Source organism: Microbispora amethystogenes (genome assembly GCF_016863015.1).
Classification (GTDB): Bacteria; Actinomycetota; Actinomycetes; order Streptosporangiales; family Streptosporangiaceae; genus Microbispora; species Microbispora amethystogenes.
Genome location: NZ_BOOB01000049.1, coordinates 22952 through 42937 on the forward strand (window position 1 = coordinate 22952; position 19986 = coordinate 42937).

At 72.3% G+C, this 19986-nt stretch carries 21 protein-coding genes; 9 read left to right on the top strand and 12 right to left on the bottom strand.

Features of this window, described 5'->3' with window-relative positions; translation table 11 throughout:
• From Mam01_RS29115 to efeU, 7 genes are all read right to left on the bottom strand, one after another.
• Complete coding sequence (locus Mam01_RS29115) at window positions 1-621, bottom strand: hypothetical protein (RefSeq protein WP_204288412.1); 621 nt, start codon at window positions 619-621, stop codon at window positions 1-3.
• A complete protein-coding gene (locus Mam01_RS29120; protein ID WP_204288413.1) occupies window positions 608-2182 on the bottom strand; it encodes a VWA domain-containing protein in 1575 nt (524 codons plus the stop codon). Before Mam01_RS29120 ends, Mam01_RS29115 begins: the two co-directional genes overlap by 14 nt.
• Window positions 2183-2206: 24 nt before the next feature.
• Entirely contained in the window at window positions 2207-3370 is a 1164-nt protein-coding gene (locus Mam01_RS29125) for a toxic anion resistance protein (protein ID WP_239101711.1), read from the bottom strand.
• Between the two features lie 66 nt (window positions 3371-3436).
• A complete protein-coding gene (locus Mam01_RS29130; RefSeq protein WP_204288414.1) occupies window positions 3437-4561 on the bottom strand; it encodes a hypothetical protein in 1125 nt (374 codons plus the stop codon).
• A 300-nt stretch (window positions 4562-4861) separates the two neighbouring features.
• Window positions 4862-6112 (bottom strand): iron uptake transporter deferrochelatase/peroxidase subunit, encoded by a 1251-nt coding sequence (gene efeB / locus Mam01_RS29135; RefSeq protein ID WP_239101712.1) that lies wholly within the window; start codon window positions 6110-6112, stop codon window positions 4862-4864.
• 79 nt (window positions 6113-6191) lie between these two features.
• Window positions 6192-7334, bottom strand: coding sequence for an iron uptake system protein EfeO (gene efeO, locus Mam01_RS29140; RefSeq protein WP_150934853.1), 1143 nt, complete (start codon window positions 7332-7334; stop codon window positions 6192-6194).
• A 14-nt stretch (window positions 7335-7348) separates the two neighbouring features.
• Window positions 7349-8209 carry an iron uptake transporter permease EfeU gene (gene efeU / locus Mam01_RS29145; RefSeq protein ID WP_204288415.1) on the bottom strand — a complete coding sequence of 287 codons (861 nt, stop codon included), beginning with the start codon at window positions 8207-8209 and terminating at the stop codon, window positions 7349-7351.
• Window positions 8210-8458: 249 nt separating this feature from the next.
• On the opposite strand from efeU, the gene Mam01_RS29150 reads away from it, so the two are divergent.
• Window positions 8459-9427, top strand: coding sequence for a hypothetical protein (locus Mam01_RS29150; protein ID WP_150934855.1), 969 nt, complete (start codon window positions 8459-8461; stop codon window positions 9425-9427).
• A gap of 81 nt (window positions 9428-9508) precedes the next feature.
• Here Mam01_RS29150 and Mam01_RS29155 read toward each other — a convergent pair whose 3' ends face one another.
• Together Mam01_RS29155 and Mam01_RS29160 are read right to left on the bottom strand one after the other, a co-directional pair.
• Window positions 9509-9781, bottom strand: a complete 273-nt coding sequence (locus Mam01_RS29155; protein ID WP_150934856.1) for a TFIIB-type zinc ribbon-containing protein — start codon at window positions 9779-9781, stop codon at window positions 9509-9511.
• 18 nt (window positions 9782-9799) lie between these two features.
• On the bottom strand, window positions 9800-10663 hold the full coding sequence (locus Mam01_RS29160; protein ID WP_204288416.1) for a phosphotransferase family protein: 864 nt from the start codon (window positions 10661-10663) through the stop codon (window positions 9800-9802).
• 23 nt (window positions 10664-10686) lie between these two features.
• On the opposite strand from Mam01_RS29160, the gene Mam01_RS29165 reads away from it, so the two are divergent.
• Entirely contained in the window at window positions 10687-11577 is an 891-nt protein-coding gene (locus tag Mam01_RS29165; RefSeq protein ID WP_150934858.1) for a TIGR03619 family F420-dependent LLM class oxidoreductase, read from the top strand.
• A 147-nt stretch (window positions 11578-11724) separates the two neighbouring features.
• Complete coding sequence (locus Mam01_RS29170) at window positions 11725-12114, top strand: transmembrane transport protein (protein ID WP_204288417.1); 390 nt, start codon at window positions 11725-11727, stop codon at window positions 12112-12114.
• A gap of 94 nt (window positions 12115-12208) precedes the next feature.
• Here the strand turns inward: Mam01_RS29170 and Mam01_RS29175 are convergent, their stop codons facing one another.
• Window positions 12209-13270: an LLM class flavin-dependent oxidoreductase gene (locus Mam01_RS29175; protein ID WP_204288418.1), complete on the bottom strand. Its 1062-nt coding sequence runs from the start codon at window positions 13268-13270 to the stop codon at window positions 12209-12211.
• Window positions 13271-13439: 169 nt separating this feature from the next.
• Between Mam01_RS29175 and Mam01_RS29180 the strand changes: the two genes are divergently transcribed.
• From Mam01_RS29180 to Mam01_RS29195, 4 genes are read left to right on the top strand one after another with little or no spacing between them, the layout of a single operon-like run.
• The gene (locus Mam01_RS29180) at window positions 13440-14219 is read left to right on the top strand and encodes an HAD-IIA family hydrolase (RefSeq protein ID WP_117410502.1); all 780 of its coding nucleotides are present in this window, start codon (window positions 13440-13442) and stop codon (window positions 14217-14219) included.
• 54 nt (window positions 14220-14273) lie between these two features.
• Window positions 14274-14909 carry a hypothetical protein gene (locus Mam01_RS29185; protein WP_204288419.1) on the top strand — a complete coding sequence of 212 codons (636 nt, stop codon included), beginning with the start codon at window positions 14274-14276 and terminating at the stop codon, window positions 14907-14909.
• A gap of 17 nt (window positions 14910-14926) precedes the next feature.
• On the top strand, window positions 14927-15169 hold the full coding sequence (locus tag Mam01_RS29190; protein ID WP_150934863.1) for a hypothetical protein: 243 nt from the start codon (window positions 14927-14929) through the stop codon (window positions 15167-15169).
• Window positions 15166-15642: a hypothetical protein gene (locus tag Mam01_RS29195; RefSeq protein WP_204288420.1), complete on the top strand. Its 477-nt coding sequence runs from the start codon at window positions 15166-15168 to the stop codon at window positions 15640-15642. The genes Mam01_RS29190 and Mam01_RS29195 overlap by 4 nt, the downstream gene beginning before the upstream one ends.
• Before the next feature lie 156 nt (window positions 15643-15798).
• Here Mam01_RS29195 and Mam01_RS29200 read toward each other — a convergent pair whose 3' ends face one another.
• The gene (locus Mam01_RS29200) at window positions 15799-17571 is read right to left on the bottom strand and encodes a hypothetical protein (RefSeq protein WP_204288421.1); all 1773 of its coding nucleotides are present in this window, start codon (window positions 17569-17571) and stop codon (window positions 15799-15801) included.
• A 280-nt stretch (window positions 17572-17851) separates the two neighbouring features.
• Window positions 17852-18274: an alternative ribosome rescue aminoacyl-tRNA hydrolase ArfB gene (arfB, locus tag Mam01_RS29205; RefSeq protein ID WP_204288422.1), complete on the bottom strand. Its 423-nt coding sequence runs from the start codon at window positions 18272-18274 to the stop codon at window positions 17852-17854.
• Window positions 18275-18512: 238 nt separating this feature from the next.
• Between arfB and Mam01_RS29210 the strand changes: the two genes are divergently transcribed.
• Both Mam01_RS29210 and Mam01_RS29215 read left to right on the top strand, forming a co-directional pair.
• Window positions 18513-19346: a hypothetical protein gene (locus Mam01_RS29210; RefSeq protein ID WP_150934868.1), complete on the top strand. Its 834-nt coding sequence runs from the start codon at window positions 18513-18515 to the stop codon at window positions 19344-19346.
• Between the two features lie 30 nt (window positions 19347-19376).
• On the top strand, window positions 19377-19967 hold the full coding sequence (locus Mam01_RS29215; RefSeq protein ID WP_204288423.1) for an HAD-IA family hydrolase: 591 nt from the start codon (window positions 19377-19379) through the stop codon (window positions 19965-19967).
• The last annotated feature ends 19 nt before the right edge of the window (window positions 19968-19986 follow it).

Consider the following 19986-nt stretch of genomic DNA (forward strand, 5'->3'; position numbering starts at 1 on the left):
TCACAGATCGAGCGACGAGCCGCCGAAGCGGTCGCGCAGGAACCGTCCCTGGTCCCTGAGGGCCTGCTCGTCCCCCTGGTAGACGGCCTCCGCGACGGCCGACAGCCCCGACTCCAGCAGGCCGAGCTGGGCCATCAGCTCCTCGTGCGCGCTGCGCTCACGCGCCCCCCGCCGGGTCAGCGCGTACGACCTGGGCAGGTTGGCGTACGCCTCCAGACTGGTGGGCAGGTAGTCGCGGACGGCCTGCGAGACGACGTGCAGGTGGTCGGGGGCGGAGGTGAGCGCCTCCGCCCTGGCCAGCACCTCACGCAGGATCCCGGCGAGGTCGCCGACCTTCGCCACCACGTCCTCGGGGAACCGGGCGGTCGTCACCTTCGCCACGAGGGCGTCCAGGTCGGCCCGCAGGGCGCGCGCCTCCACCTCGGCGTGGGAGATCGTCAGCCGGACCCGGTCGGGCGGGGCGAGCAGGGCGCCCACGCCGTACAGCCCGGCGACGACCACCGGCCACAGCGACCCGGCGAGGCCGAGGAAGTGCAGCGCGAGACCGCCGAGCGCGAGAGCGGAGCCGGTGATGTTCTTCAGCGAGCCGAGGTAGGCGAGGACGCGGTCACTGGTAGCCACGGATCTCCTTGAACGCCGAGGCGAGGGACGCCCGCCGGGCGTCGAACACCGCGCCGCCGGTCAGCTCGGAGACCTGGCGCATCTCGGAGACGTCGCTGTCGCCGAACAGCACGACGAACGTCGGCACATGGGTGTTCAGGGTCCGGTGGAAGGCGGCGAAGTCCGCGTAGGAGGAGCCGTCGGTGTTCTCGCCGTCGGTCATCAGGACCACGGAGGTGAAGCTTCCGCCGTCCCGCTCGCTCCCGACCGTCTGGTAGGCCGCGCGCAGGCCGTCGTAGATGGCGGTGCCGCCCCCCGCCGCCAGCGCGTCGCCGTACGCCCGGATCCGGGCCAGGACCGGGCCGGGGTCGCCCTCCGGCACGGTGAACGTGCTCCCCGGGCCGGTCGCGGTGTTGAACGGCAGCAGCGTGACCGTCTCGCGGTCGCGGAACCGGGAGAACCGCCCCGAGGCGGAGGTGTCCGCGCCGGTCAGCGTGGCCAGCGCCGCCCTCAGCGCGGCGATGCGGTCGCCCTCCATCGACCCGGAGGTGTCCAGCACGAACAGCGTGCGCGACGGGCGGCGCACCTTGTTCAGGTACGCGCTGATCAGCGCGTCGGCGGCGCTGCGCCGGTTGGGGAAGGGCAGTTCCAGCAGCGGGGCCGTGCCGAACCTGGCGTCGGGCGGCACCTCGGGCACGATGGGCCGGCGGGCCGTGGCCGTCATGATCTCGCGCTGCGCCTCCGGGGTGCGCAGCCAGGCCGCCAGCTTGCCGTACTGCGCCTTCTTGGGGGAGGAGGCGAGCAGGGTGAGCGGGTAGTCCGCGGTGACGACGCCGTCCGCCGGGTAGACCAGCGTGAGCGGCTCGCCGCCGGCGGAGCGCAGGCCGAGCAGCACCGACTCGTAGTTGATCAGTCCGTCCACGTCGGTGCGCCGGCGGAAGGCGTCGGCGAGCCAGCCGGAGGAGCCGGCGGTGAGGGTCTGGGCGGCGAAGAACCCGGTCAGCTTGGGGGTGACGGCCGTGATCTGGGCCTGGTCGAGCGCCTCGCCCGCGTCCGACAGCGCCGCCGCCACCCCGACCAGGGCGGAGAACCCGGAGTTGGACGACGCGGGGTTGGTCATGCCGAAGGTGAAGCGGCGCTTGGCGGCGGCCTCGGCGATGTCGGTCCAGGTGACCTCGCCGGTGTCCCAGTGCAGCTCGCGGGCCTTGGCGCGGGTGAGGCCGAGGACGACCGGGGACACCATGATCTTGGTCTGGGTGGACAGGCGCGCGGTCGCCCCGTCGATCAGGGACAGGTAGCGGTTGGAGGAGAACCAGACGGCGTCGTAGCGGCCGTCCGCGGCGCCGCTCGCCACCTGCTCGGCGCCGTCCAGGGTGCCTGTGTAGGAGAGCGACACCTTCACGCCCACCGCCCCGGCCGCCTTGGCGAGCAGCGGCTCCAGGTCCTTGATCTCACTGCCCGCCAGGACGCGCAGCACGGCGGGGTCGTCCGGCGGGGACTCCGCCCCGCCGCCGCCCGAGCAGGCGCCGGTGGCGGCCAGCAGCAGGGCCAGGGCGGCGGCCGTGACCGCGCTCCTCCTCATGACACGCTCCTCATGACACGCTCCTCATGACGCGGCCTCGTCGGCACGGCGGGACCGCTCCAGGTAGGCGCGGGCGTGGTCGAGCTCGACGGTCAGGTTGCCGACGGTGACGGCCATGCTCTCCACGGCCTTGGCCCGGAAACCGTCGATCATGTCCATCGTCGAGTAGATGTTGTCGAACGCCTTGCTCAGCGCCTCCATGCTCACGGTCGTGGCGGCGGCCTGGGTCTGGATGTCCCCGGCCTGGGTGCGCAGCATCTCGCTGGTGGCGAGGATCAGGTCGGAGGTGGTGGTGTTCAGCGCGGTGATCTGGTCGAGCACGAGCTTCTGGTTGGCCAGGGCCTGGGCGACCGTGACGGCCGTGCGCAGCGCCGCGATCGTCGTGGTGGTCGCCCGCTCCACCCCCTTGATCAGCTCCAGGTTGTTCTTGCGCACCAGGTCGAGCGCGAGGTAGCCCTGGGCCGACACGGCGAGCTGGGTCAGCAGGTCCTGGTGCTTCTGGCGCACCCCGAACAGCGCGTCCGACCGCAGGGCGTTCGCCTTGTCCGGGTCGGTGAGCTCGATCCGGTCGATCCGCTCCTGGAGGGCCGAGTCGAGCGCCGCCGCCAGCACGGCGTACTCCTGGAGCTTCGTCATCGACTCCCAGAGGTTCGCCTTCTCACCCTCGATCGCGGCGTTGTCCTTGCGCAGCTCGTCCTGCCCGGACTTCAGCGCCCGGATGATGTCGTCGATGTGCTTCTGCGCGCTGCGGTACCTGGCGAAGTAGTCGCGCAGCCGGTCGCCGAACGGGATGAGGCCGAGCAGCCGCCGGGTGCCGGCGGTCGCCTGCTTGGGGTCGAGGTCGACGATCGTCCGGCGCAGCGCCACGAGCTGCCCGGCGACCCGCGCCTGACCGTCGGCGCCCTCGCCCCTGGCCGAGGCCAGTGCCGCCACCGGGCGCCTGAGCATCCGGTTGGCGACCTGGGACGAGGCGCGGATCTCCGCGTCGCCCATCGAGGTGATGTCGTTCACCTTCCTGGTGAACTCCGGCGACCGGTGGTCGAGCGTGCCGAGCTCGTCGGCGAAGCCGGCCGCCTTCCGGGCGAGCTCGCCGGCGCGCTCGCCGGGGAGCGGCAGCATGGTGGCCGCCTTCTCGACCGGCACCGCCGCCACCGGGGCGGGCGGGGTCAGCACCAGATCCTCGGACACGGATGTCCTCTCTTCCTGGGACTCTTCGTGGAGCTCCGCGTGGAGCTCTGCCTAAAAACCGGGGGGTCAGGACGACGGCTTCGCGCCGGCCAGGTAGCGCCGCTCGATGGTCGCGACGAGCTCCTCCAGGCGGTCGTAGGCGGGCGGCTCGACCACGTCGACCAGGCTCGCGGGGATCGGCGCCTTCGCCTTGGCCACCAGGTCCGCGAACACCTGGGGATCGGCGGTGCGGAAGCCGTACCTCGCGGCGAGCCGGGCGAACTCCGGGTCCTCCTGCAGCAGCCGCCCGACCTCGGCCGCCCGGGCCGTGAGCGGGACGAGTGTGTGCTTGCTCAGCACGGTCGGCGCGGGGTAGAGCAGCCGCATGCCGGGCCGGACGGCCCCGCCGCCCGCGAACAGCCGCGCGGCGTACTGCGCCTCGTAGATCACCACCATCGGGGTCTTGCCGATCCCCAGCGCGAGATAGTCCTCGAAGGGCGCCTCGGTGCTGGACTCGGAGTAGCCCTGGTCGAGGAAGAGCGGCGCGATCTTCGCCGCCGCGGCGGTGACCTGTTCCCGCGAGCTCACGACGTCGTCGCCGTTGGCCACGTAGCTGGTCGCCGCGAGATACATGGCGGCGGAGTTCGACGTGCGGACGTCGGTGGTGGTCAGCAGGACCCGTTTGCGCGCCCGGTAGGCGGTGTTGCCGGGCAGCGCGTCCCAGCGGGTGCCCCGGGCGACGAGGTCGAGGAACCGCCGCAGGTCGAGGACCTGGTAGCCCGCGCCCGAGTCGCGGACCACCCCCGCCTTCGCCAGCACGTCCACGATCGGCTGGAACGTCGCGACCGCCATCGGCGAGTAGAACGGCGAGTAGGTCCGGGTGATCTTGCGCGCCTGCCGGATCTTCTCCGCCGCCGGGACGCTGGAGGGAAAGGCGAAGTCGTACGGACGCAGGTCGACCGTGGAGGCGATCTCGCGGGATCCGGCGGTGTCGACCTCGACCCGCAGCCCGTGCCGGGCGAACGCCGCCCTGACCGCGGGGTCGTCGAAGAAGGGTTTCTTCTCCGAGCCGATGACGCCGCGGACCGTCGTGAGCGCCCCCTGCCCATCACCCTTCCCGCCACCGTCGCCCCGGTCGTTGCCGAGCACGAGGGCGAGGACGACGGCCGCACCCAGCAGCAACGCCAGCCCGATCCCGATCCACCGCTTCATTCCCGGCTTCCTTCGCCCCGTGGCCCTGATCCCCGTACCCGAATTATGGGAGACAAGGGAAATTCACGAGCGAAAGGAAAGGGGTATCGCGCGAAATTCGGTGCATGTTCACGACGAATTCATCGACGCGACGATCGGGGCCTCTTCGGCCTGAATGTCGTCGTACCGAAAAAGGGGCAAAGCGCTATTTGATGGACAAGCTGGATCGGGCGCCGGTGTCCCGCGTCGGACTGCCCGGCCCTGTCGGACTGCCTGGCCCTGTCGGACTGCCCGGCCCTGAGGGCCGGGCGCGACCCGCGCTCAGGCGAACAGCGTGCGGCCCCAGTAGTCGCCGCCGTCGATCACCCCGGGCGGGCAGGCGAACAGGCCGCTGGAGACGTGCTTGATGTACTCGTTCAGCGCGTCCTTCTGCGCCAGCATGCGCTGGATCGGCACGAACTGCTTGTGGGGGTCGCGCTGGTAGGCGATGAAGAACAGGCCCGCGTCGAGCCGCCCGAGGCCGTCGGAGCCGTCCACGAAGTTGTAGCCGCGCCGCAGCAGCCGCGCGCCGCCGTGCGCGTCGGGGTGCGCGAGCCGTACGTGCGCGTTGCCGGCGATGGCCGGCTGCCCGTCCGGGCCCTTGGCGGCGAAGTCCGGCGCGTCGAACTCCTCCTTGCCGGTGAGCGGCGCGCCCTTCCCCTTGTCCCGGCCGAAGATGGCCTCCTGCTCGGCCAGCGGGGCGCGGTCCCAGGTCTCGATGTGCATCCTGATCTTGCGGGTGACGAGGTAGGAGCCGCCGTCCATCCAGGCCGGGCCGTCGCCGGGCGCGGCCCACAGGTGGTCGCGCAGCATGGAGGTGTCCTCCAGCTTGAGGTTGTTGGTGCCGTCCTTGAAGCCCATCAGGTTGCGCGGCGTCGCCTGCGCCCGGGAGGTGGACGAGGTGCGGCCGAAGCCGAGCTGCGAGTAGCGCACGGAGACCTTGCCGAAGCCGATGCGCGCGAGGTTGCGGATCGCGTGCACCGCCACCTGCGGGTCGTGCGCGCACGCCTGCACGCAGATGTCCCCGCCGGAGATCTGGGGCTGGAGGTCCTCACCCGGGAAGGCGGGCAGGTCGGCCAGCGCGGGCGGCCTGCGGTCGGCGAGGCCGAACCGGTCGTCGAACAGCGAGGGGCCGAAGCCGACGGTCAGGGTCAGGCCGGACGCGGGCAGGCCGAGGGCCTCGCCGGTGTCGTCCGGCGGCGCCTCCGGCGCGCCGCCCACCGCGCCGAAGGTTCCGGCGTCCCTGCCCTGGGTCATCCGGGCCGCGGCCGCCGTCCACTCCTGGAGCAGCTCCACCAGTTCGCCCCGGTCCTTCGTGATCACGTCGAAGGCCACGAAGTGGAGCCGGTCCTGGGCGGGGGTGGTGATGCCGGCCTGGTGGGCGCCGTAGAAGAGAACGGCGTCGGAGGTGGCGGAGGCGAGCGCGACCGGCTGCTCCGCGAGGGACCGGGTGGCGAGCGCGCCCGCTCCGACGGCGGCCACCCCCGCCGCGCCGAGGCCGAACAGCCGCCTGCGGCTCAAGCCCTCGCTCACGATGCCTCCTCCACCTCGAACATGGTGCGTCCCCTCGTCGCGGTGCCTTCCGGACTGCCTTCCGCGCCGCCTCGCGGGCTCACTTGACCACCACCGCCGCGACCCTGCTGATCGGCTCGGCCAGCGCGTTGATCGCGTCGGACAGCGCCCGCAGGTCGTCCTTGGACAGCTCGGTGTGCAGCTTCCACCCGTCGCCGTCGCGGTGCCGGCCGAGGGCCGCCTCCGCGTCGGCGAACTTCGCGTCGAGCGTCTTGACCAGATCGGCGTCGCGCTCCTCCAGGACCGGGCGCAGCGCCTGTACGGCCGCCTTCGAGCCCTGCAGGTTCGCGTCGAAGTCCCACAGGTCGGTGTGCGAGTAGCGGTCCTCCTCGCCGGTGATCTTGCCGGTGGCGACCTCGTCCAGCAGCCCCTTGGCGCCGTTGGCGAGCTGCACGGGGGAGAGGTCGACCGTCGCGGACTTCGTCACGATCGTGTTCACGTCGGTCATCAGCTTGTCGGCGATCGGGCCGTCGCCGCCGACGTCCTTCTTGACCCACAGGTCCTTCTCGATGCGGTGGAAGCCGGTCCACTCCTCGCCGTCCGGGACGTCGTTCTCCCGCGCGTCGATGGCCGGGTCGAGGTCGCCGAAGACCTCGGCGACGGGCTCGATCCGCTCCCAGTAGGTGCGGGCGACCGGGTAGAGCTTCTTGGCGGCGGCCACGTCGCCGGCCTTGACCGCCTCGGTGAACTCCCTGGTCTTGTCGAGCAGCGTGTCGGACTGGCTCTTGATGTAGCGCTTGTAGCTGGCCACGGCCTCGGCGAGCCCGGCGTCGCCGCTCAGCGGCTTGTGCTCGCCGCTGACCTTGAGCGGGCCGCGGATGCCCTTGCCGGTCATCCCGGGCTTGCAGGCGGTCTCGTACATGCCGGCGGGAAGCTCCATCACGACCTCGCGGGTCAGGCCGGGCACGATGTTCTCCACCTCGCCCATCACCCGGTCGCCCGGCGCGTACACGTAGAACTCGGTGACCTTCGTGCCGCTGTTGGTGATGGCGAAGGTCGAGGTGCCGGCCGCGAGGTCGGACTTCGCCACCTTGCACTCGGTGTCGGTGGCGGCCACGGCGATCGCGCCGGAGCCCGCCGCGGTCGCCTCGGTGTCGGCACCGGAGCCGGAGCCGGAGGACGAGCACGCGGTGAGGCCTGCCAGGGCCATGGTCACGACGGCGAGGACGGTGGGGGTGCGCATCGGGTGGACTCCGGTCACGAAGCGGGCTGGGGAGACTGGGGCTGCTGAGACTGGGGGGCGGTGCCGGTGGGCGCCTTGGCCGAGGGCCGCCGCAGGAACAGCACGAGCACGGGCACGGCGTAGGCGACCCAGGCGGCGGTCTCCAGCACGCTGGGCTGGGCCGTGATGTTGAACATGCCGCTCAGCAGCGTCGAGTACCAGGCGCCGGGGTCGAGCACGCCGCTGATGTCGAAGGCGTACGTGCTCAGGCCGGGCAGCAGGCCCGACTCCTGCAGGTCGTGCACGCCGTACTTGAAGATCCCGGCGGCGACCAGGATCAGCAGCAGGCCGGTCCAGGTGAAGAACTTGGTGAGGTTGATCCGCACCGCGCTGCGGTACAGCCCGTAGCCCAGCGCGACGGAGGTGAGCAGGCCGAGCGTGATGCCGGTGAGCGGGCTCGCGCTGGTGGTCGCGCCCTGGACGGCGGCGAACCACAGCAGGGCGGTCTCCAGCCCCTCGCGGGCGACCGACAGGAAGGCCACCACGACCACGGCCACGGACCCGAGCTGCAAGGCGTCGCTGAGCTTCTCGCGCAGGTCGCCCGACATCCGGCGGGCCGCCGTACGCATCCAGAAGATCATGAAGGTGACGAAGACGGTCGCGGCCAGGGAGGCGAAGGCGTCGAACATCTCGTGCTGCCGGGAGCCGAGGTTGGCCGCGGTGAACGTGAGCAACGCCCCGAACGCCACGGAGAGCGCGACGGCGGCTCCGACACCGGCCCAGACCAGCGGCAGGCGGTCACCCCTGCCGCTCTTCACGAGGAAGGCCACCAGGATGGAGACGACCAGGGTCGCCTCCAGGCCCTCGCGAAGGCCGATGAGGTAACTCGCGAACACGTCGCCCTCCGGATAGTCGGTAAGCCTTACCTAACTTAGGTCAGGTTCACCTTACCGACAAGACCACGATGCCGAGTAACCGGGTAGGGTCTTTGTCACCTCGCGGGACCGTTGGGGCAGGTGAGCGCGGCGCTGCCACACCGTGGTCCGCCTCCCTCCCGCTGCCGGGCGGGCGGCGTAGGTCTCGGTTGGCGACCTATGTCCTGAATCGCGTTGACAGGGCCTGCCGACAGGCCGACAGTGTCTCGGGTGATCTTCCCTCGGACCTTCACACGCCCCGTTCCCGGCGTCGTCGCGGCGCTGGCCGCGACCTGCGCGCTCGCCGCCTGTACGGCGCAGCCCGGCGGAACGGGCGGGAACGCCTCCGGTGACACGGCGGGGACGTCGGCCGCCGCCTCCTCCACGGAACCGGCGGCGATGACCCCGGAGGCGTACCGGAGCGCGCTCGCCGCCGCCCGCCGCCCCGCGGGCACGGCCCTCGCCGCCATCGTCAAGGCGCGGACCTTCAAGTCGCTCCACCAGCGCATCGGGCGGGCGGAGAGCGCACTGGAGTCCGCCGTGGCGCGGCTCGGGGCTCTGCGGCCCCCCGGGGACGTCGCCCCCGAGCACGCCGACTACGTGGCGGCGCTGCGCGCCCTCAACGGCAGGCTCGGCGCGCTGGACGAGGACGTCTCGTCGCACGCGTTGTGCAACGGCACGGCCGTGCTGGCGAAACTGGGCGCGTCGGGAGACTTCAAAAGCTTCCGGGCGTCCGCCGACGACCTGGCGAAGGCCGGCGACTACCCGGTGGTCCCGCTCAAGCCGCCCGCCCGGCACACCCGCCGCCTCGGCAACGGCACGGTGCTGCTGTCGGCGATCCGCGGCGGCCGGGGCGCCCTGACCGTGAAGAACGGCGGATCGCACGACGGCGTCGTCACCCTCGTGCGCGGCGGGCGGAAGGCGGTCAGCGTCTACGTGCGCAAGGGGGCGAACGCGAAGCTCGCGAACGTCAAGGACGGGACCTACCGCGTCTACTTCACCACCGGGGCCGACTACGACAGGGGCGCCCGCGCGTTCACCAGAGACTGCGGCTTCTCCAAGTTCGACGATCCGCTGCGCTTCCGCACCGTCTACTCGGCGGGCCGGGTGAGCTGGGACAACTGGACCCTCACCCTCAACACCGTGTTCGGCGGGAACGCCAGCACGAGCGACGTCGACCCCGACGCGTTCCCCGTCTGACCGCACGGAGGACATGAACGAGGACATGAAGGAGGCCGCGACCCGTGACCGGGCCGCGGCCTCCTTCGCGACGGGTGGCGCTCAGCTCGAGAACAGCATGCCGACCCAGCTGTTGCGCCGGTGGCCGTAGTGGCCCCCATGGTGGCCTCCGTGGTGGCCGCCGCCCCAGGCGGGGCCGCCGTGCGCCGGCGGCGGGGGAGCGTAGGTCTGCTGGGCCCACTGGGCCTCCATGTTCGTCAGCGTCTCCAGCTCGCCGTAGTCGAGGAAGATGCCGCGGCAGTTGTCACACTGCTCGATGTGGACCCCGTTGCGGTCGAACGTCCGCATCCGGCCACGGCACTTGGGGCACTGCATGTACGAACTCTCCCTCTGTCAGGTCCCGGCACGGGTGGCCGCGACGATCCTCCCGCAGGCGGACACCAGTGCCTCGGCGGCGTCGTCGGGTGGTTCCCCGGCTCTCGCCCCCGCGGCCACCGCCGTCGCGGCCAGCTGAACGGTCAACGCCCGGGCGGGCGCGTCGAGTTCCCGCCACGGGTCGTCCGCGGAGACCGCGGTTCCGCCCGCCGCGAGGTAGGCGGTGAGCAGCCGCTCCCAGTCGTCCGGGGCGAGCAGCCCGGCGGCGAACCAGGCGGCGGGACGGGCCAGGTCCCAGGCCGGGTCGCCCGGACCGAGATCGTCGGGGTCGATCAGCAGCCAGCCGCCGCCGTGCCGGACGATCTGGCCGAGGTGCCAGTCGCCGTGCGTCAGCGCGCCGCCCTCCCGAGCCGGCGGCAGCGTCGCGTACGCCTCCAGGATCGGCGCCGCGACGGGGGCGGGAACGCCCGCCGGCGCCAGGTCGGCCATGGCCCGCGGCAGCCGCGACGGCCCCCCGGCGGGCGGCAGGCCCGCGGGGACCGGCCGGGCGTGCAGCCGCGCGAGCAGCCGGCCGCCCTCCTCCCACGGCGTCGCCCCCGCCTCCACGTCGTCCATGGTCAGCGGCTCACCGGCGGGCCAGATCGTGACCAGGCGGCCGTCCAGCCGTTCGAGGCCGAGTGGGGCCAGCATCACGCCGTCGAGCGCGCGGGCCGCGTCGAGCCGGGCGCGCAGGGACTCCTCGTCGGTGCCGGGCGGGTGCGCCTTGACGACCACGTCGCCGGCCCGGACCACGAGCACCTTGGTCCGCTTCAGCACCGTCACCGGCCCGTCATGTCCCGCCAGACGGGCCAGGTCGCCGGCCTGTAAGCGATGATCGTCCACGGCGGACACCCTAGTGTGCGGGTATGAGGATTGGATTTGCCGTGCCGGTGTCGGGCTCGTGGGCGACGCCGGAGAACATGAGGCGGATCGCCCGCCGCGCCGACGAGCTCGGCTACCACGGGGTGTGGGCGTTCCAGCGGCTGCTCTATCCCGAGGGCCACGCGATGGGGCCCGTCTACCGGAGCGTGCAGGACCCGGTCGTCGCGCTCGCGTACCTGGCGGGGATCACCGAGCGGGTACGGCTCGGCGTGGCCGTGCTCAACCTGCCGTTCGTCAGCCCGGTGCTGCTGGCCAAGCAGCTCTCCACCCTGCAGCAGGTGTCCGGCGGCAGGCTCGACGTGGGCCTCGGGCTGGGCTGGCTGCCGGAGGAGTTCACCGCGTCCGGCGTGCCGATGGAGCGGCGGGGCAGGCGCGCGGAGGAGTACGTCGGCCTGCTGCGGCGGCTGTGGACCGAGGACGTCGTCGAGCACAGGGGCGAGTTCTACGAGGTGCCGCGCTCCCACCAGGACCCCCGGCCCGCCACGCCGCCGCCCGTCCTGCTGGGCGGCACCGCGCGGGTCGCGCTGGAGCGCGCCGGGCGGATCGCCGACGGCTGGATCAGCTCCAGCCGCGCCGACCTCGGCACCATCGACCAGCAGATCGCCATCGTGAAGGAGGCGGCCCGGGAGGCCGGGCGCGACCCGGACGCGCTGCGGTTCGTCGTACGCGGCGTCACCCGCGTCCGACCGGCGGACGAGGGCCCGCTGACCGGGCCGTACGACAAGATCCGGCGGGACGTCGAGGAGCTCGCGGCCAGGGGGGTGACCGAGGTGTTCCACGACCTCAACTTCGACCCCGAGATCGGCAACCCCGAGGCCGACCCCGGAGAGTCCCTGCGCCGTGCCGAGGAGGCCCTCGACGCCCTCGCCCCGTAGCGGGCGCCGCTCGGGGCGGGTGAACCTTTCCGCCTTGAATGCCGACTGTCTCTGTGACGTGTGGCGCGAGACAGGTGGGTGCGGTGAGCGGCGACGGGCTGCTGGTGGTGCGCTGCCAGCTCGGGGAGCGAGAAGCCTTCCGGGAGCATGCTGTGGGCCACGGAGCCGTATCCGCTTCCCGCGCGCACCCAGGCCGCCTTCGCGGGGCTGATCGCGATTGGGCTGGCCTGGGCCGCCTTCGCCGGCTGGACGCTGAGCAGGCGCCGGCCGTTGTTCGCCCGGGACCGGGTGCTGGGAGCCTGGCTCGCGCTCGTGGTCACCGTGGTGACCGGCGTGGCCGGGACGGCACTGGCCGCGGCACGCGGTACCACGGCCGAGGCACTGGCCACTGCCCTGGCCGGTGTCGCGCTCGTCGGCGCGGCAGGACTCGTCCTGGTCCGAGCGCGGGCCCGGCGTCGCGAGTTGTCGCGGCTGCGGGACGCTCTGCGACAGGACACCGCCCGAATCCCCGGAACGCACCGTCCGGATTCATCCTGATCACCGAGGAGACCGCCGTGCACAACAAGATCACCCCAGTCGGCTCGCCGGCCCTCCCGAGGTGGTGAACAGCGCGGACTTGCTTGATGCGGCGCTAGATCATGCCGTACGCGCGGGCGACGAGCTCGTGGGAGCGCAGCCGTGCCGGGGCGCCGTGGACCATCGTGGTGATCATCAGCTCGTCGGCCCCGGTGCGCTTGCGCAGCTCCTCCAGCCCGGCCCGCACGGTCTCGGCGTCGCCGTGCACGACGGTCGACAGCCGGTCGCGGACGAAGTCCCGCTCGATCGGGGTGTACGGATAGGCCAGCGCCTCCTCGGGAGTCGGCATCCGGCCGGGCCGGCCGTGGCGCATCCGCAGCCACGACAGCGCGCCCGGCATGACCTGCCGCAGCGCCTCCTCCTCGGTGTCGGCGGCGACCGCCGCCACCCCGATCAGCGCGTACGGGCGGTCGAGCACCTCGGAGGGGCGGAAGGAGGAGCGGTAGAGGTCGAGCGCGGGCTCGGTGTTGGCGGCGCTGAAGTGGTGGGCGAAGGCGAACGGCAGCCCCAGCAGCCCGGCCAGCCTGGCGCTGAACCCGCTGGACCCGAGCAGCCAGATCGGCGGCCGGCCCGTGGCCGCCGAGTCGGGCCCGCCCGGCACGGCCCGGATCCTCTCGTACGGGTGACCGGACGGGAAGGAGCCGTCGAGGAACCCGGTCAGCTCGGCCACCTGCCGGGGGAAGTCGTCGGGGTCCACCTCGGCGGAGCGGCGCAGCGCGTTCGCCGTCGCCATGTCGGTGCCCGGGGCGCGGCCGAGGCCGAGGTCGATCCGGCCGGGGTGCAGCGCGTGCAGCGTGCCGAACTGCTCGGCGATCACCAGCGGGGCGTGGTTGGGCAGCATCACGCCGCCCGACCCGATCCGGATCGTCCGGGTGGCCGCCGCGAGATGCGCGATGAGCACGGCCGGGGAGGAACTCGCCACCCCGGGCATGCCGTGGTGCTCGGCGACCCAGATGCGGTGATACCCCCACTCTTCGGCCCGCCGGGCCAGCTCGGTGGCGTCCCGCAGCGACTCGGCGGCCGTCTGGCCCTCGCCGACGGTCGCGAGCTCCAGGATCGACAGCGGCACTCCGGCCGCTCCGCGCGGCACGCCGCGGATCGCATCCACGCCGCTCATGCCACTCCCTCGCCTCGCGGTCCGGGATCGCGTGGCCCGGTCGGGCCGTGCGTGCCGTCCTGTCTGTTTCGCTCGCTCATGTTCGCCCCAACCTGAGGTCGCATCCGGATAATTCCCGGTGCCCGGTGAAATGTGCTTCGGTGCCCCGCCACCTGCCATGCTTGGACACATGAGCGAGCGAAAGCCCATTGAGTCGTGGTTGTCTGATATGGATGGCGTACTGGTCCACGAGGGCCAGCCGGTGCCGGGCGCGGACGAGTTCATCAGGCGGCTGAAGGAGTCGGGGAAGAGGTTCCTCGTCCTCACCAACAACTCGATCTACACCGCCCGCGACCTGTCCGTACGGCTGCGCGCGGCCGGGCTGGACGTGCCGGCCGAGTCGATCTGGACCTCCGCGCTGGCCACCGCCAAGTTCCTCGCCGACCAGCGGCCCGAGGGCTCGGCGTACGTGATCGGCGAGGCGGGGCTGACCACGGCCCTGCACGAGGTCGGCTACGTGCTGACCGACCTCGACCCCGACTACGTGGTGCTGGGGGAGACCCGCACCTACAGCTTCACGTCGATAACCCGGGCGATCCGGCTGATCGACAACGGCGCCCGGTTCATCGCGACCAACCCCGACCCCATCGGCCCGTCGACCGAGGGTTCGCTGCCGGCCTGCGGCGCGGTCGCCGCGATGATCACCAAGGCGACCGGCGTCGAGCCGTATTTCGTCGGCAAGCCGAACCCGATGATGATGCGCAGCGCGCTCAACCAGATCGACGCGCACAGCGAGAGCACCGCGATGATCGGCGACCGCATGGACACCGACGTGGTCTGCGGCATCGAGGCGGGCCTGAACACGATCCTGGTGCTCACCGGCGTCACCCAGAAGGACCAGATCGACCGGTACCCCTTCCGGCCGACCCAGGTGGTCAACTCCGTGGCCGACCTCATCGACCTCGTCTGAGCCGGCGGGCGGAACCTGACAGGGGCTGGCAGGTACCGCTGCCATGCTGGCCCCATGAACCACCGCGTCTATCTGGAGATCGGGCCCAAGAGGGTCTTCGCCTGCTCGGCCGACTGGCCGGGCTGGTGCCGCATCGGCAAGTCCGAGGAGGCCGCGATCGGGGCCCTCCTGGACTACACGCCGCGTTATCGCGTGATCGCCGGGCGGGCCGGGCTGGAGTTCGCGCCGGGGGACCCCGAGATCGTCGAGCGGGTCAAGGGCGACCGCAACACGGACTTCGGCGCGATCGGCGCGATCCCCGGCCTCGACCGGGAGCCGGTGGGCGCGCCGGAGGCCGCCCGTACGGTCGCCCTCGCCCGGGCGGCGTGGGACGTCTTCGCCGAGGTGGCCGCGGCGTCCCCCGAGGAGCTGCGCAAGGGCCCGAGGGGCGGCGGCAGGGACCGGGACAAGATGGTCGCCCACGTCGTCGAGGCCGAGCGGGCCTACGCCAGGAAGATCGGCGTACGGCACAAGCCGTTCAAGGACACGGCCGGTCTGGCCGCCCTGCGCGAGGACATCGTCCGCGTCCTGTCGCGGCCGTCGGACGGCGCGCCGCTCACCGAGGGCGGCTGGCCGGCCCGCTACGCCGCCCGCCGGATCGTCTGGCACGTGGCCGACCACATCTGGGAGATGGAGGACCGGCGGGTCTAGGGTGGTAACTTGTTACCATGGTAACAGTAGAGCGCACCCAGACCGGCCTCCGCGTCGAGCGCAACACGCTGAAGGTGCTCAAGGGCCTGGCCGAATACCTGGACATCTCCCTCGGCGACCTCGTCGAGGGCATCGTCCTGCACGCCTTCGAGGGCAAGGCGCCGTTCGGGCCGGAGACCCTCACGAAGATCGGGCAGCTCAGGGAGGTCTACGGCCTGACGCTCACGGCCGCCGACGCCCACCTGCTGGAGGAGAGGTGAGCGCCGCGCCGCGACGCCGCCGTCTCACCGGCGGCCTGCGGGTCGCGCTCCCGCCTGCCGAGGCGTTCCGGCTCTTCACGCCGTACGGGGAGCGCGAGTGGGTCGAGGGCTGGGAGCCGCGGTTCCCCGAGGAGGTCGCGGACGACACGGCGCCGGGAACGGTCTTCCAGACCGGTGCGGACGGCGCGACCACCACCTGGATCGTCCTCCACCGCGCCCATGACCCCCGCGAGCCCGGCTCGTCGGTCTCCTACGCCCGCGTGCGCGAGGGAGTCCACGCCGGGACGGTCGGCGTCACGCTCGCGCCGGGCGAGGGCGGGCACAGCGACGTGACGGTCACCTACGACCTCACTCCGCTGACCGCCGCGGCCGAGGCCGAACTGGCCGGGTTCGCCGACGGCTACCCCGCGTTCCTGCGCTCCTGGGAGGAGGCCATCGCCGCCCACCTCGAGACGTCCGAAGGACACCGGTAGGGGAGGCGGGCGTCCCCGCCGACGACCGCCGCCCGGTTCGGCCGGCCGTTCTCCCGGAGTCGGGGGCCTCCGGGAGAACTGCCGGCGTCACGGCTCGCCGCGGCGGCTCACAGGGTCCGGCGGCTCACAGGGTCCGCGGATCACACGTCCGGCGGCTCACCGGACCCAGGGGTCGACGCCGTACAGGATCCGGTTCTTCACCCCTTCCCCCTCGGTGAGCGACCAGAGAATCGGCGGCTGGGCCGGGTCGGCGGACCGGTGCCAGTACAGGTCCTGCACGCCCCTGCCCGCGAAGTGCGGCGTCGGCTGTCCGCCCGGCACGGCCTCGTACCGCCGGCCCAGCGTGGCGGTCCTGTTGTTGCTCACCGTGAACTGGTACAGGCCGTTCCACGAGACGCTGCCCTGGGTCCACGGCGTCGGCTGGGTGAACGCCTCGGTCGCGCGCGCACTGCCGTCCGCGCCGTACGCGAGGCAGCCGCGGTCGCAGACGCCGGCGTCGGGCGCCATGGCGTACCGCGCGACCCGGCCCGTCGGCGCCGCCTGCCCGGCGGCCGGCCGGCAGGTCGGGGTGGGCTCGCGGGGGTCGCACCACTCGCCGGTGAGGACGCTCGGCGGCGTCGTGCTCCGGTCGAGGCCGAGATACCCGAAGCACGGCGGACTGCTGTTGGACCGGCAGCGCACCCCGGTGATCCCCGGCCGCCAGATGCCCCGCAGGGGCAGGATGTACCGGTATCCGTTCGTGTAGTAGGTGCCGCCCCGCAGGCCGATCGGCCCTCCCGTCGTGCCGATGTCGCTGACCGCGCTCAGGGACAGATCGAACAGATCCCGCAGGTCGAAGACGAGAATGCCGTTGTTCTCCGGATGCTGCCGGTTGTCGTCGGCGACGAGCAGGTACTGGTGATACCAGACGACTCCGCCCGCGTGGATCCGCATGGGCCCGAAGGAGACGGCCCCGCTCTCGGCCTGGAACGGATTCACCAGAAGGACGTGCTGGTAGTGGTTGAACGGCCCGATGGGCACCTCGTTCAGGAACGTCACGCGCGACTCGTCGTTGGCCGGCCCGTGCCACGAGAAGACGAACGCCCGCGCGGTGTCGTCGTAGGCCGTGCCCTGGGCGGTCGAGTCCCAGGTGCCGCTGATCCCCTGCGGCGTCCACGGGCCGGTGGCGTCGTCGGGGGCCAGGCAGAACCAGTCGACGACGTCGCGGACCCGGTCGCCCTGCGGGGTGACCAGCGCTCCGCTGTCCTGCACCGGCGCGGGGCACCTCCGGTTGGCGAAGGGGCCGCCCGGCAGGGAGCCGGCCAGCACCTCCGACACCGTGCTGTAGCGGTAGCCCGGCGGCGAGAACCGCAGATCGGTGCGGAGCCGCTCGTTGAGATCGTCGTAGGTGTACGGGCCGTTCCGGTCGTCCCAGTGCAGGGTGAAGTCGGCCGGGCTGGTGGTGCGCATCGGGACCGGCGTCGGGACCGGTTGCGCCCCCACCACGGGAGGGTCGGCCGGGTCGGCGGGATCCGTCCGGGGATCGCCCGGCGCGTCGCCCCGCCCGTCGCCCCGCCCGTCGCCGGGAGCGCGCTCACCGGGACCCGCGATCTCCTCGCCGGCCGGCGCGTCGCCCACGCTCCGTACGGCGTTCAGGTCGCCCGCGGTGACGGCCTTCCCGTCCACGGCCTGCCAGTTGTACGGCAGCGCCCCCGTGCCCGTGACCGCCTTCTGCAGCGGCGCCAGGACCTGGGTGAGATCGCGCAGCGCGTGCTGCGTCTGCGTGCCGTTCTGCCGCTCGTGCTGCGACTGCCGCTTCCTGTTCCTGTTCGTGTTCCTGTCCTTGCCCTTCCCGCCTGGCGGGGGCGCGGAAAGGAGGGCCGTGCCCCCGGAGTCTCCCTTCGCCGCGGCCGTGGCGGTGCCGTGGAGCAGCGGGGAGAGCATGATCAATGCGGTGCTTGTAACGAGAAATCTGACAAAATCGCTGGCTCTGGGCAAGTTGATTCCTTCTGCGTCGATTCTCGCCGGAAATCCGCCAGATGTACCGGTCGCGGCGAGAATTCCTCCTCCGGATCCATCACGGATCGTCCGCCGAATTCCTCGGCTGAAGGAGCGGCAAACGACAGTCGGGGAGCTCTTGTCCCGCCGATTGTCGCTTCGTTGACGACGCCCTTGGATATGGCCCTTTCGCCGGATTCTGGGAGCGCGGCGGGCGTGCCCGCCGAGGGGCTCAGTCCTCCGTACGGCGCAGGCGCTTGAGGTCGGAGCGGTGCTTCTTGGCCGCAAGGCGGCGCTCGACCGCGCCTCTGGAGGGCTTGGTGGAACGGCGCCGCTTGGGCGGCGGCGCGATCGCGTCGCGGAGCAGGGCGGCCAGCCGTTCCCGCGCCGCCTCGCGGTTGCGCAACTGCGACCGGTGCTCCGACGCCGTCACCGTGATCACGCCGTCCACCAGCCGGGCGGCGAGGCGTTCGAGCGCCCGGGCCCGGAGCGCCGGACCGAAGGCGGTCGTGCGCGCGACGTCGAAGCCCAGCTCGACCCGGCTGTCGGTGGTGTTGACGCCCTGGCCGCCCGGGCCCGACGAACGGGAGAAACGCCAGGTCAGCTCGGCCTCGGGCACGACGATCGAGCCGCGGACGGGCAGCGGGCCTGGCATGACGATTCCTCTTCGGTCGGACGGACGGGACGAACAGCGGGACCAACGGACAGGACGAACAACTTATCCGTGTAGATACCACCGGCGCGCGTCATTTATCACCGTAAACGCGGCTTGTGGTTGTCACGGTCCAGCACGTCGTGCACAGTGACCTCCGAAAACCCTATGACCTCCGGAAACCGCATGACCTCCGGAAACCGGTGGGTTCCGAATACGGGCGACATGGTGGGGCGGGAGCATGACCTCGATCGTCGGCGTGCACGGCATCGGCAAGTACCACTACTACGAGGACGCCGGCGGATCGGCGGACGGGGCCGCCGCGGCCGTGCGGGCCAAGTGGAACGCCTACCTGCACCAGGGGCTGGGCGGACGGGCGGGCGGCGCGGGTGACTACTTCACCGAGATCGCCTACTACGCCCATCATCTCCACAGCGGCCCGCCCCGGCCGGTCCGGCAGATGGCGACTCCGTCGAAGCTGGTCTTCGCCGACTGGGCCGCCCAACTCGGTGGTCCGTTCCGGGACGCGGCGGGGGAGTCGCTGACCGGCATCGCGCACCTGCTCGCCGAGTGGCTGCTCGCGAGGCTGGGCCCCGCGGCGGTGCGCTTCGCGCAGGACTTCTGCCCGGAGGTGGCCACCTACCTCGGCGGCGGCGCCCCGCGCGTACGGGCCCGCGACACCGTGGCCGACGTCATCCGCCGGCGCCGCCCCCGGGCCGTCGTCGCGCACTCCCTCGGCAGTGTCGTGACGTACGAGGCGCTGTGGGCCCATCCCGACCTGTCCGTCGACCTGCTGGTCACGCTGGGCAGCCCGCTCGGCATGCGCCGCGTCGTGTTCGACCGGCTCGCCCCCGTGCCGGTCCGGGGCCGGGGAGCGCGCCCGCCGGGCGTGCGCCGCTGGATCAACATCGCCGACAAGGACGACATCGCCGCCATCCCGGCCGCGCTGGCGTCGTGCTTCGACGGCGTCGAGCGGGACGTCTCCTGCGACATCGACTGGCTCGACTTCCACACCGTGCGCAACTATTTGCGCTGCGGGGGCGCCAACGAGTATCTGAAGCCCTTCGTCGCCTGAGTCGCGCACACGCGTTATGATCGTACGACCATGAAGACTGTGCTTTTCGACTACGGCAACGTCGTCTCGCTGCCCCAGGCCCCCGAGGACGTCGCCCGCCTGGCCTCGTACGTCACGGGGGCCGAGCCCGGGTTCGAGGACCGCTACTGGGAGGTGCGGCTCGACTTCGACCGCGGCTCGCTCGACCCGGCCGCCTACTGGTCCCACGTGTACGGCAGGCCGATGGACGGCGCGGGCCTGGACGAGGTCGTCGCCCTCGACGTGGCGAGCTGGTCGCGGCCCAACGAGGAGACGGTGGCGATCGTCGACGAGCTGGCCAAGGTCGGGGTGCCGATGGCGCTGCTGTCCAACATGCCGGTCTGCGTCGCCGAGGGCATCGACACCCTGCCGTTCATGCGGCCGATCGGACCGCGCTTCTACAGCGGCCGGATGGGCCTGGTGAAGCCGGAGGCGGAGATCTTCCACGAGACCGTGGCCTGGCTCGGGGTCGCTCCCGGCGACCTCGTCTTCGTGGACGACCGGCTGGAGAACGTCGCGGCGGCCGAGCGGGCGGGGCTCGCCGCCGTCCACTTCCGCGACGCCGCCGCCCTGCGCGAGGACCTGAAGACGCTTCTCGGCTGAGCGCGCGGCCCCCCGTGCC

What these genes read in the sequence shown, in the direction of transcription:
- Mam01_RS29120 (WP_204288413.1), bottom strand. Translation starts at nt 2,182, where the DNA reads ATGAGGAGGAGCGCGGTCACGGCCGCCGCCCTGGCCCTGCTGCTGGCC.
- Mam01_RS29130 (WP_204288414.1), bottom strand. Translation starts at nt 4,561, where the DNA reads ATGAAGCGGTGGATCGGGATCGGGCTGGCGTTGCTGCTGGGTGCGGCC.
- efeO (WP_150934853.1), bottom strand. Translation starts at nt 7,334, where the DNA reads ATGCGCACCCCCACCGTCCTCGCCGTCGTGACCATGGCCCTGGCAGGC.
- Mam01_RS29155 (WP_150934856.1), bottom strand. Translation starts at nt 9,781, where the DNA reads ATGCAGTGCCCCAAGTGCCGTGGCCGGATGCGGACGTTCGACCGCAAC.
- Mam01_RS29165 (WP_150934858.1), top strand. Translation starts at nt 10,687, where the DNA reads ATGAGGATTGGATTTGCCGTGCCGGTGTCGGGCTCGTGGGCGACGCCG.
- Mam01_RS29170 (WP_204288417.1), top strand. Translation starts at nt 11,725, where the DNA reads ATGCTGTGGGCCACGGAGCCGTATCCGCTTCCCGCGCGCACCCAGGCC.
- Mam01_RS29175 (WP_204288418.1), bottom strand. Translation starts at nt 13,270, where the DNA reads ATGAGCGGCGTGGATGCGATCCGCGGCGTGCCGCGCGGAGCGGCCGGA.
- Mam01_RS29180 (WP_117410502.1), top strand. Translation starts at nt 13,440, where the DNA reads ATGAGCGAGCGAAAGCCCATTGAGTCGTGGTTGTCTGATATGGATGGC.
- Mam01_RS29185 (WP_204288419.1), top strand. Translation starts at nt 14,274, where the DNA reads ATGAACCACCGCGTCTATCTGGAGATCGGGCCCAAGAGGGTCTTCGCC.
- Mam01_RS29190 (WP_150934863.1), top strand. Translation starts at nt 14,927, where the DNA reads ATGGTAACAGTAGAGCGCACCCAGACCGGCCTCCGCGTCGAGCGCAAC.
- arfB (WP_204288422.1), bottom strand. Translation starts at nt 18,274, where the DNA reads ATGCCAGGCCCGCTGCCCGTCCGCGGCTCGATCGTCGTGCCCGAGGCC.
- Mam01_RS29210 (WP_150934868.1), top strand. Translation starts at nt 18,513, where the DNA reads ATGACCTCGATCGTCGGCGTGCACGGCATCGGCAAGTACCACTACTAC.
- Mam01_RS29215 (WP_204288423.1), top strand. Translation starts at nt 19,377, where the DNA reads ATGAAGACTGTGCTTTTCGACTACGGCAACGTCGTCTCGCTGCCCCAG.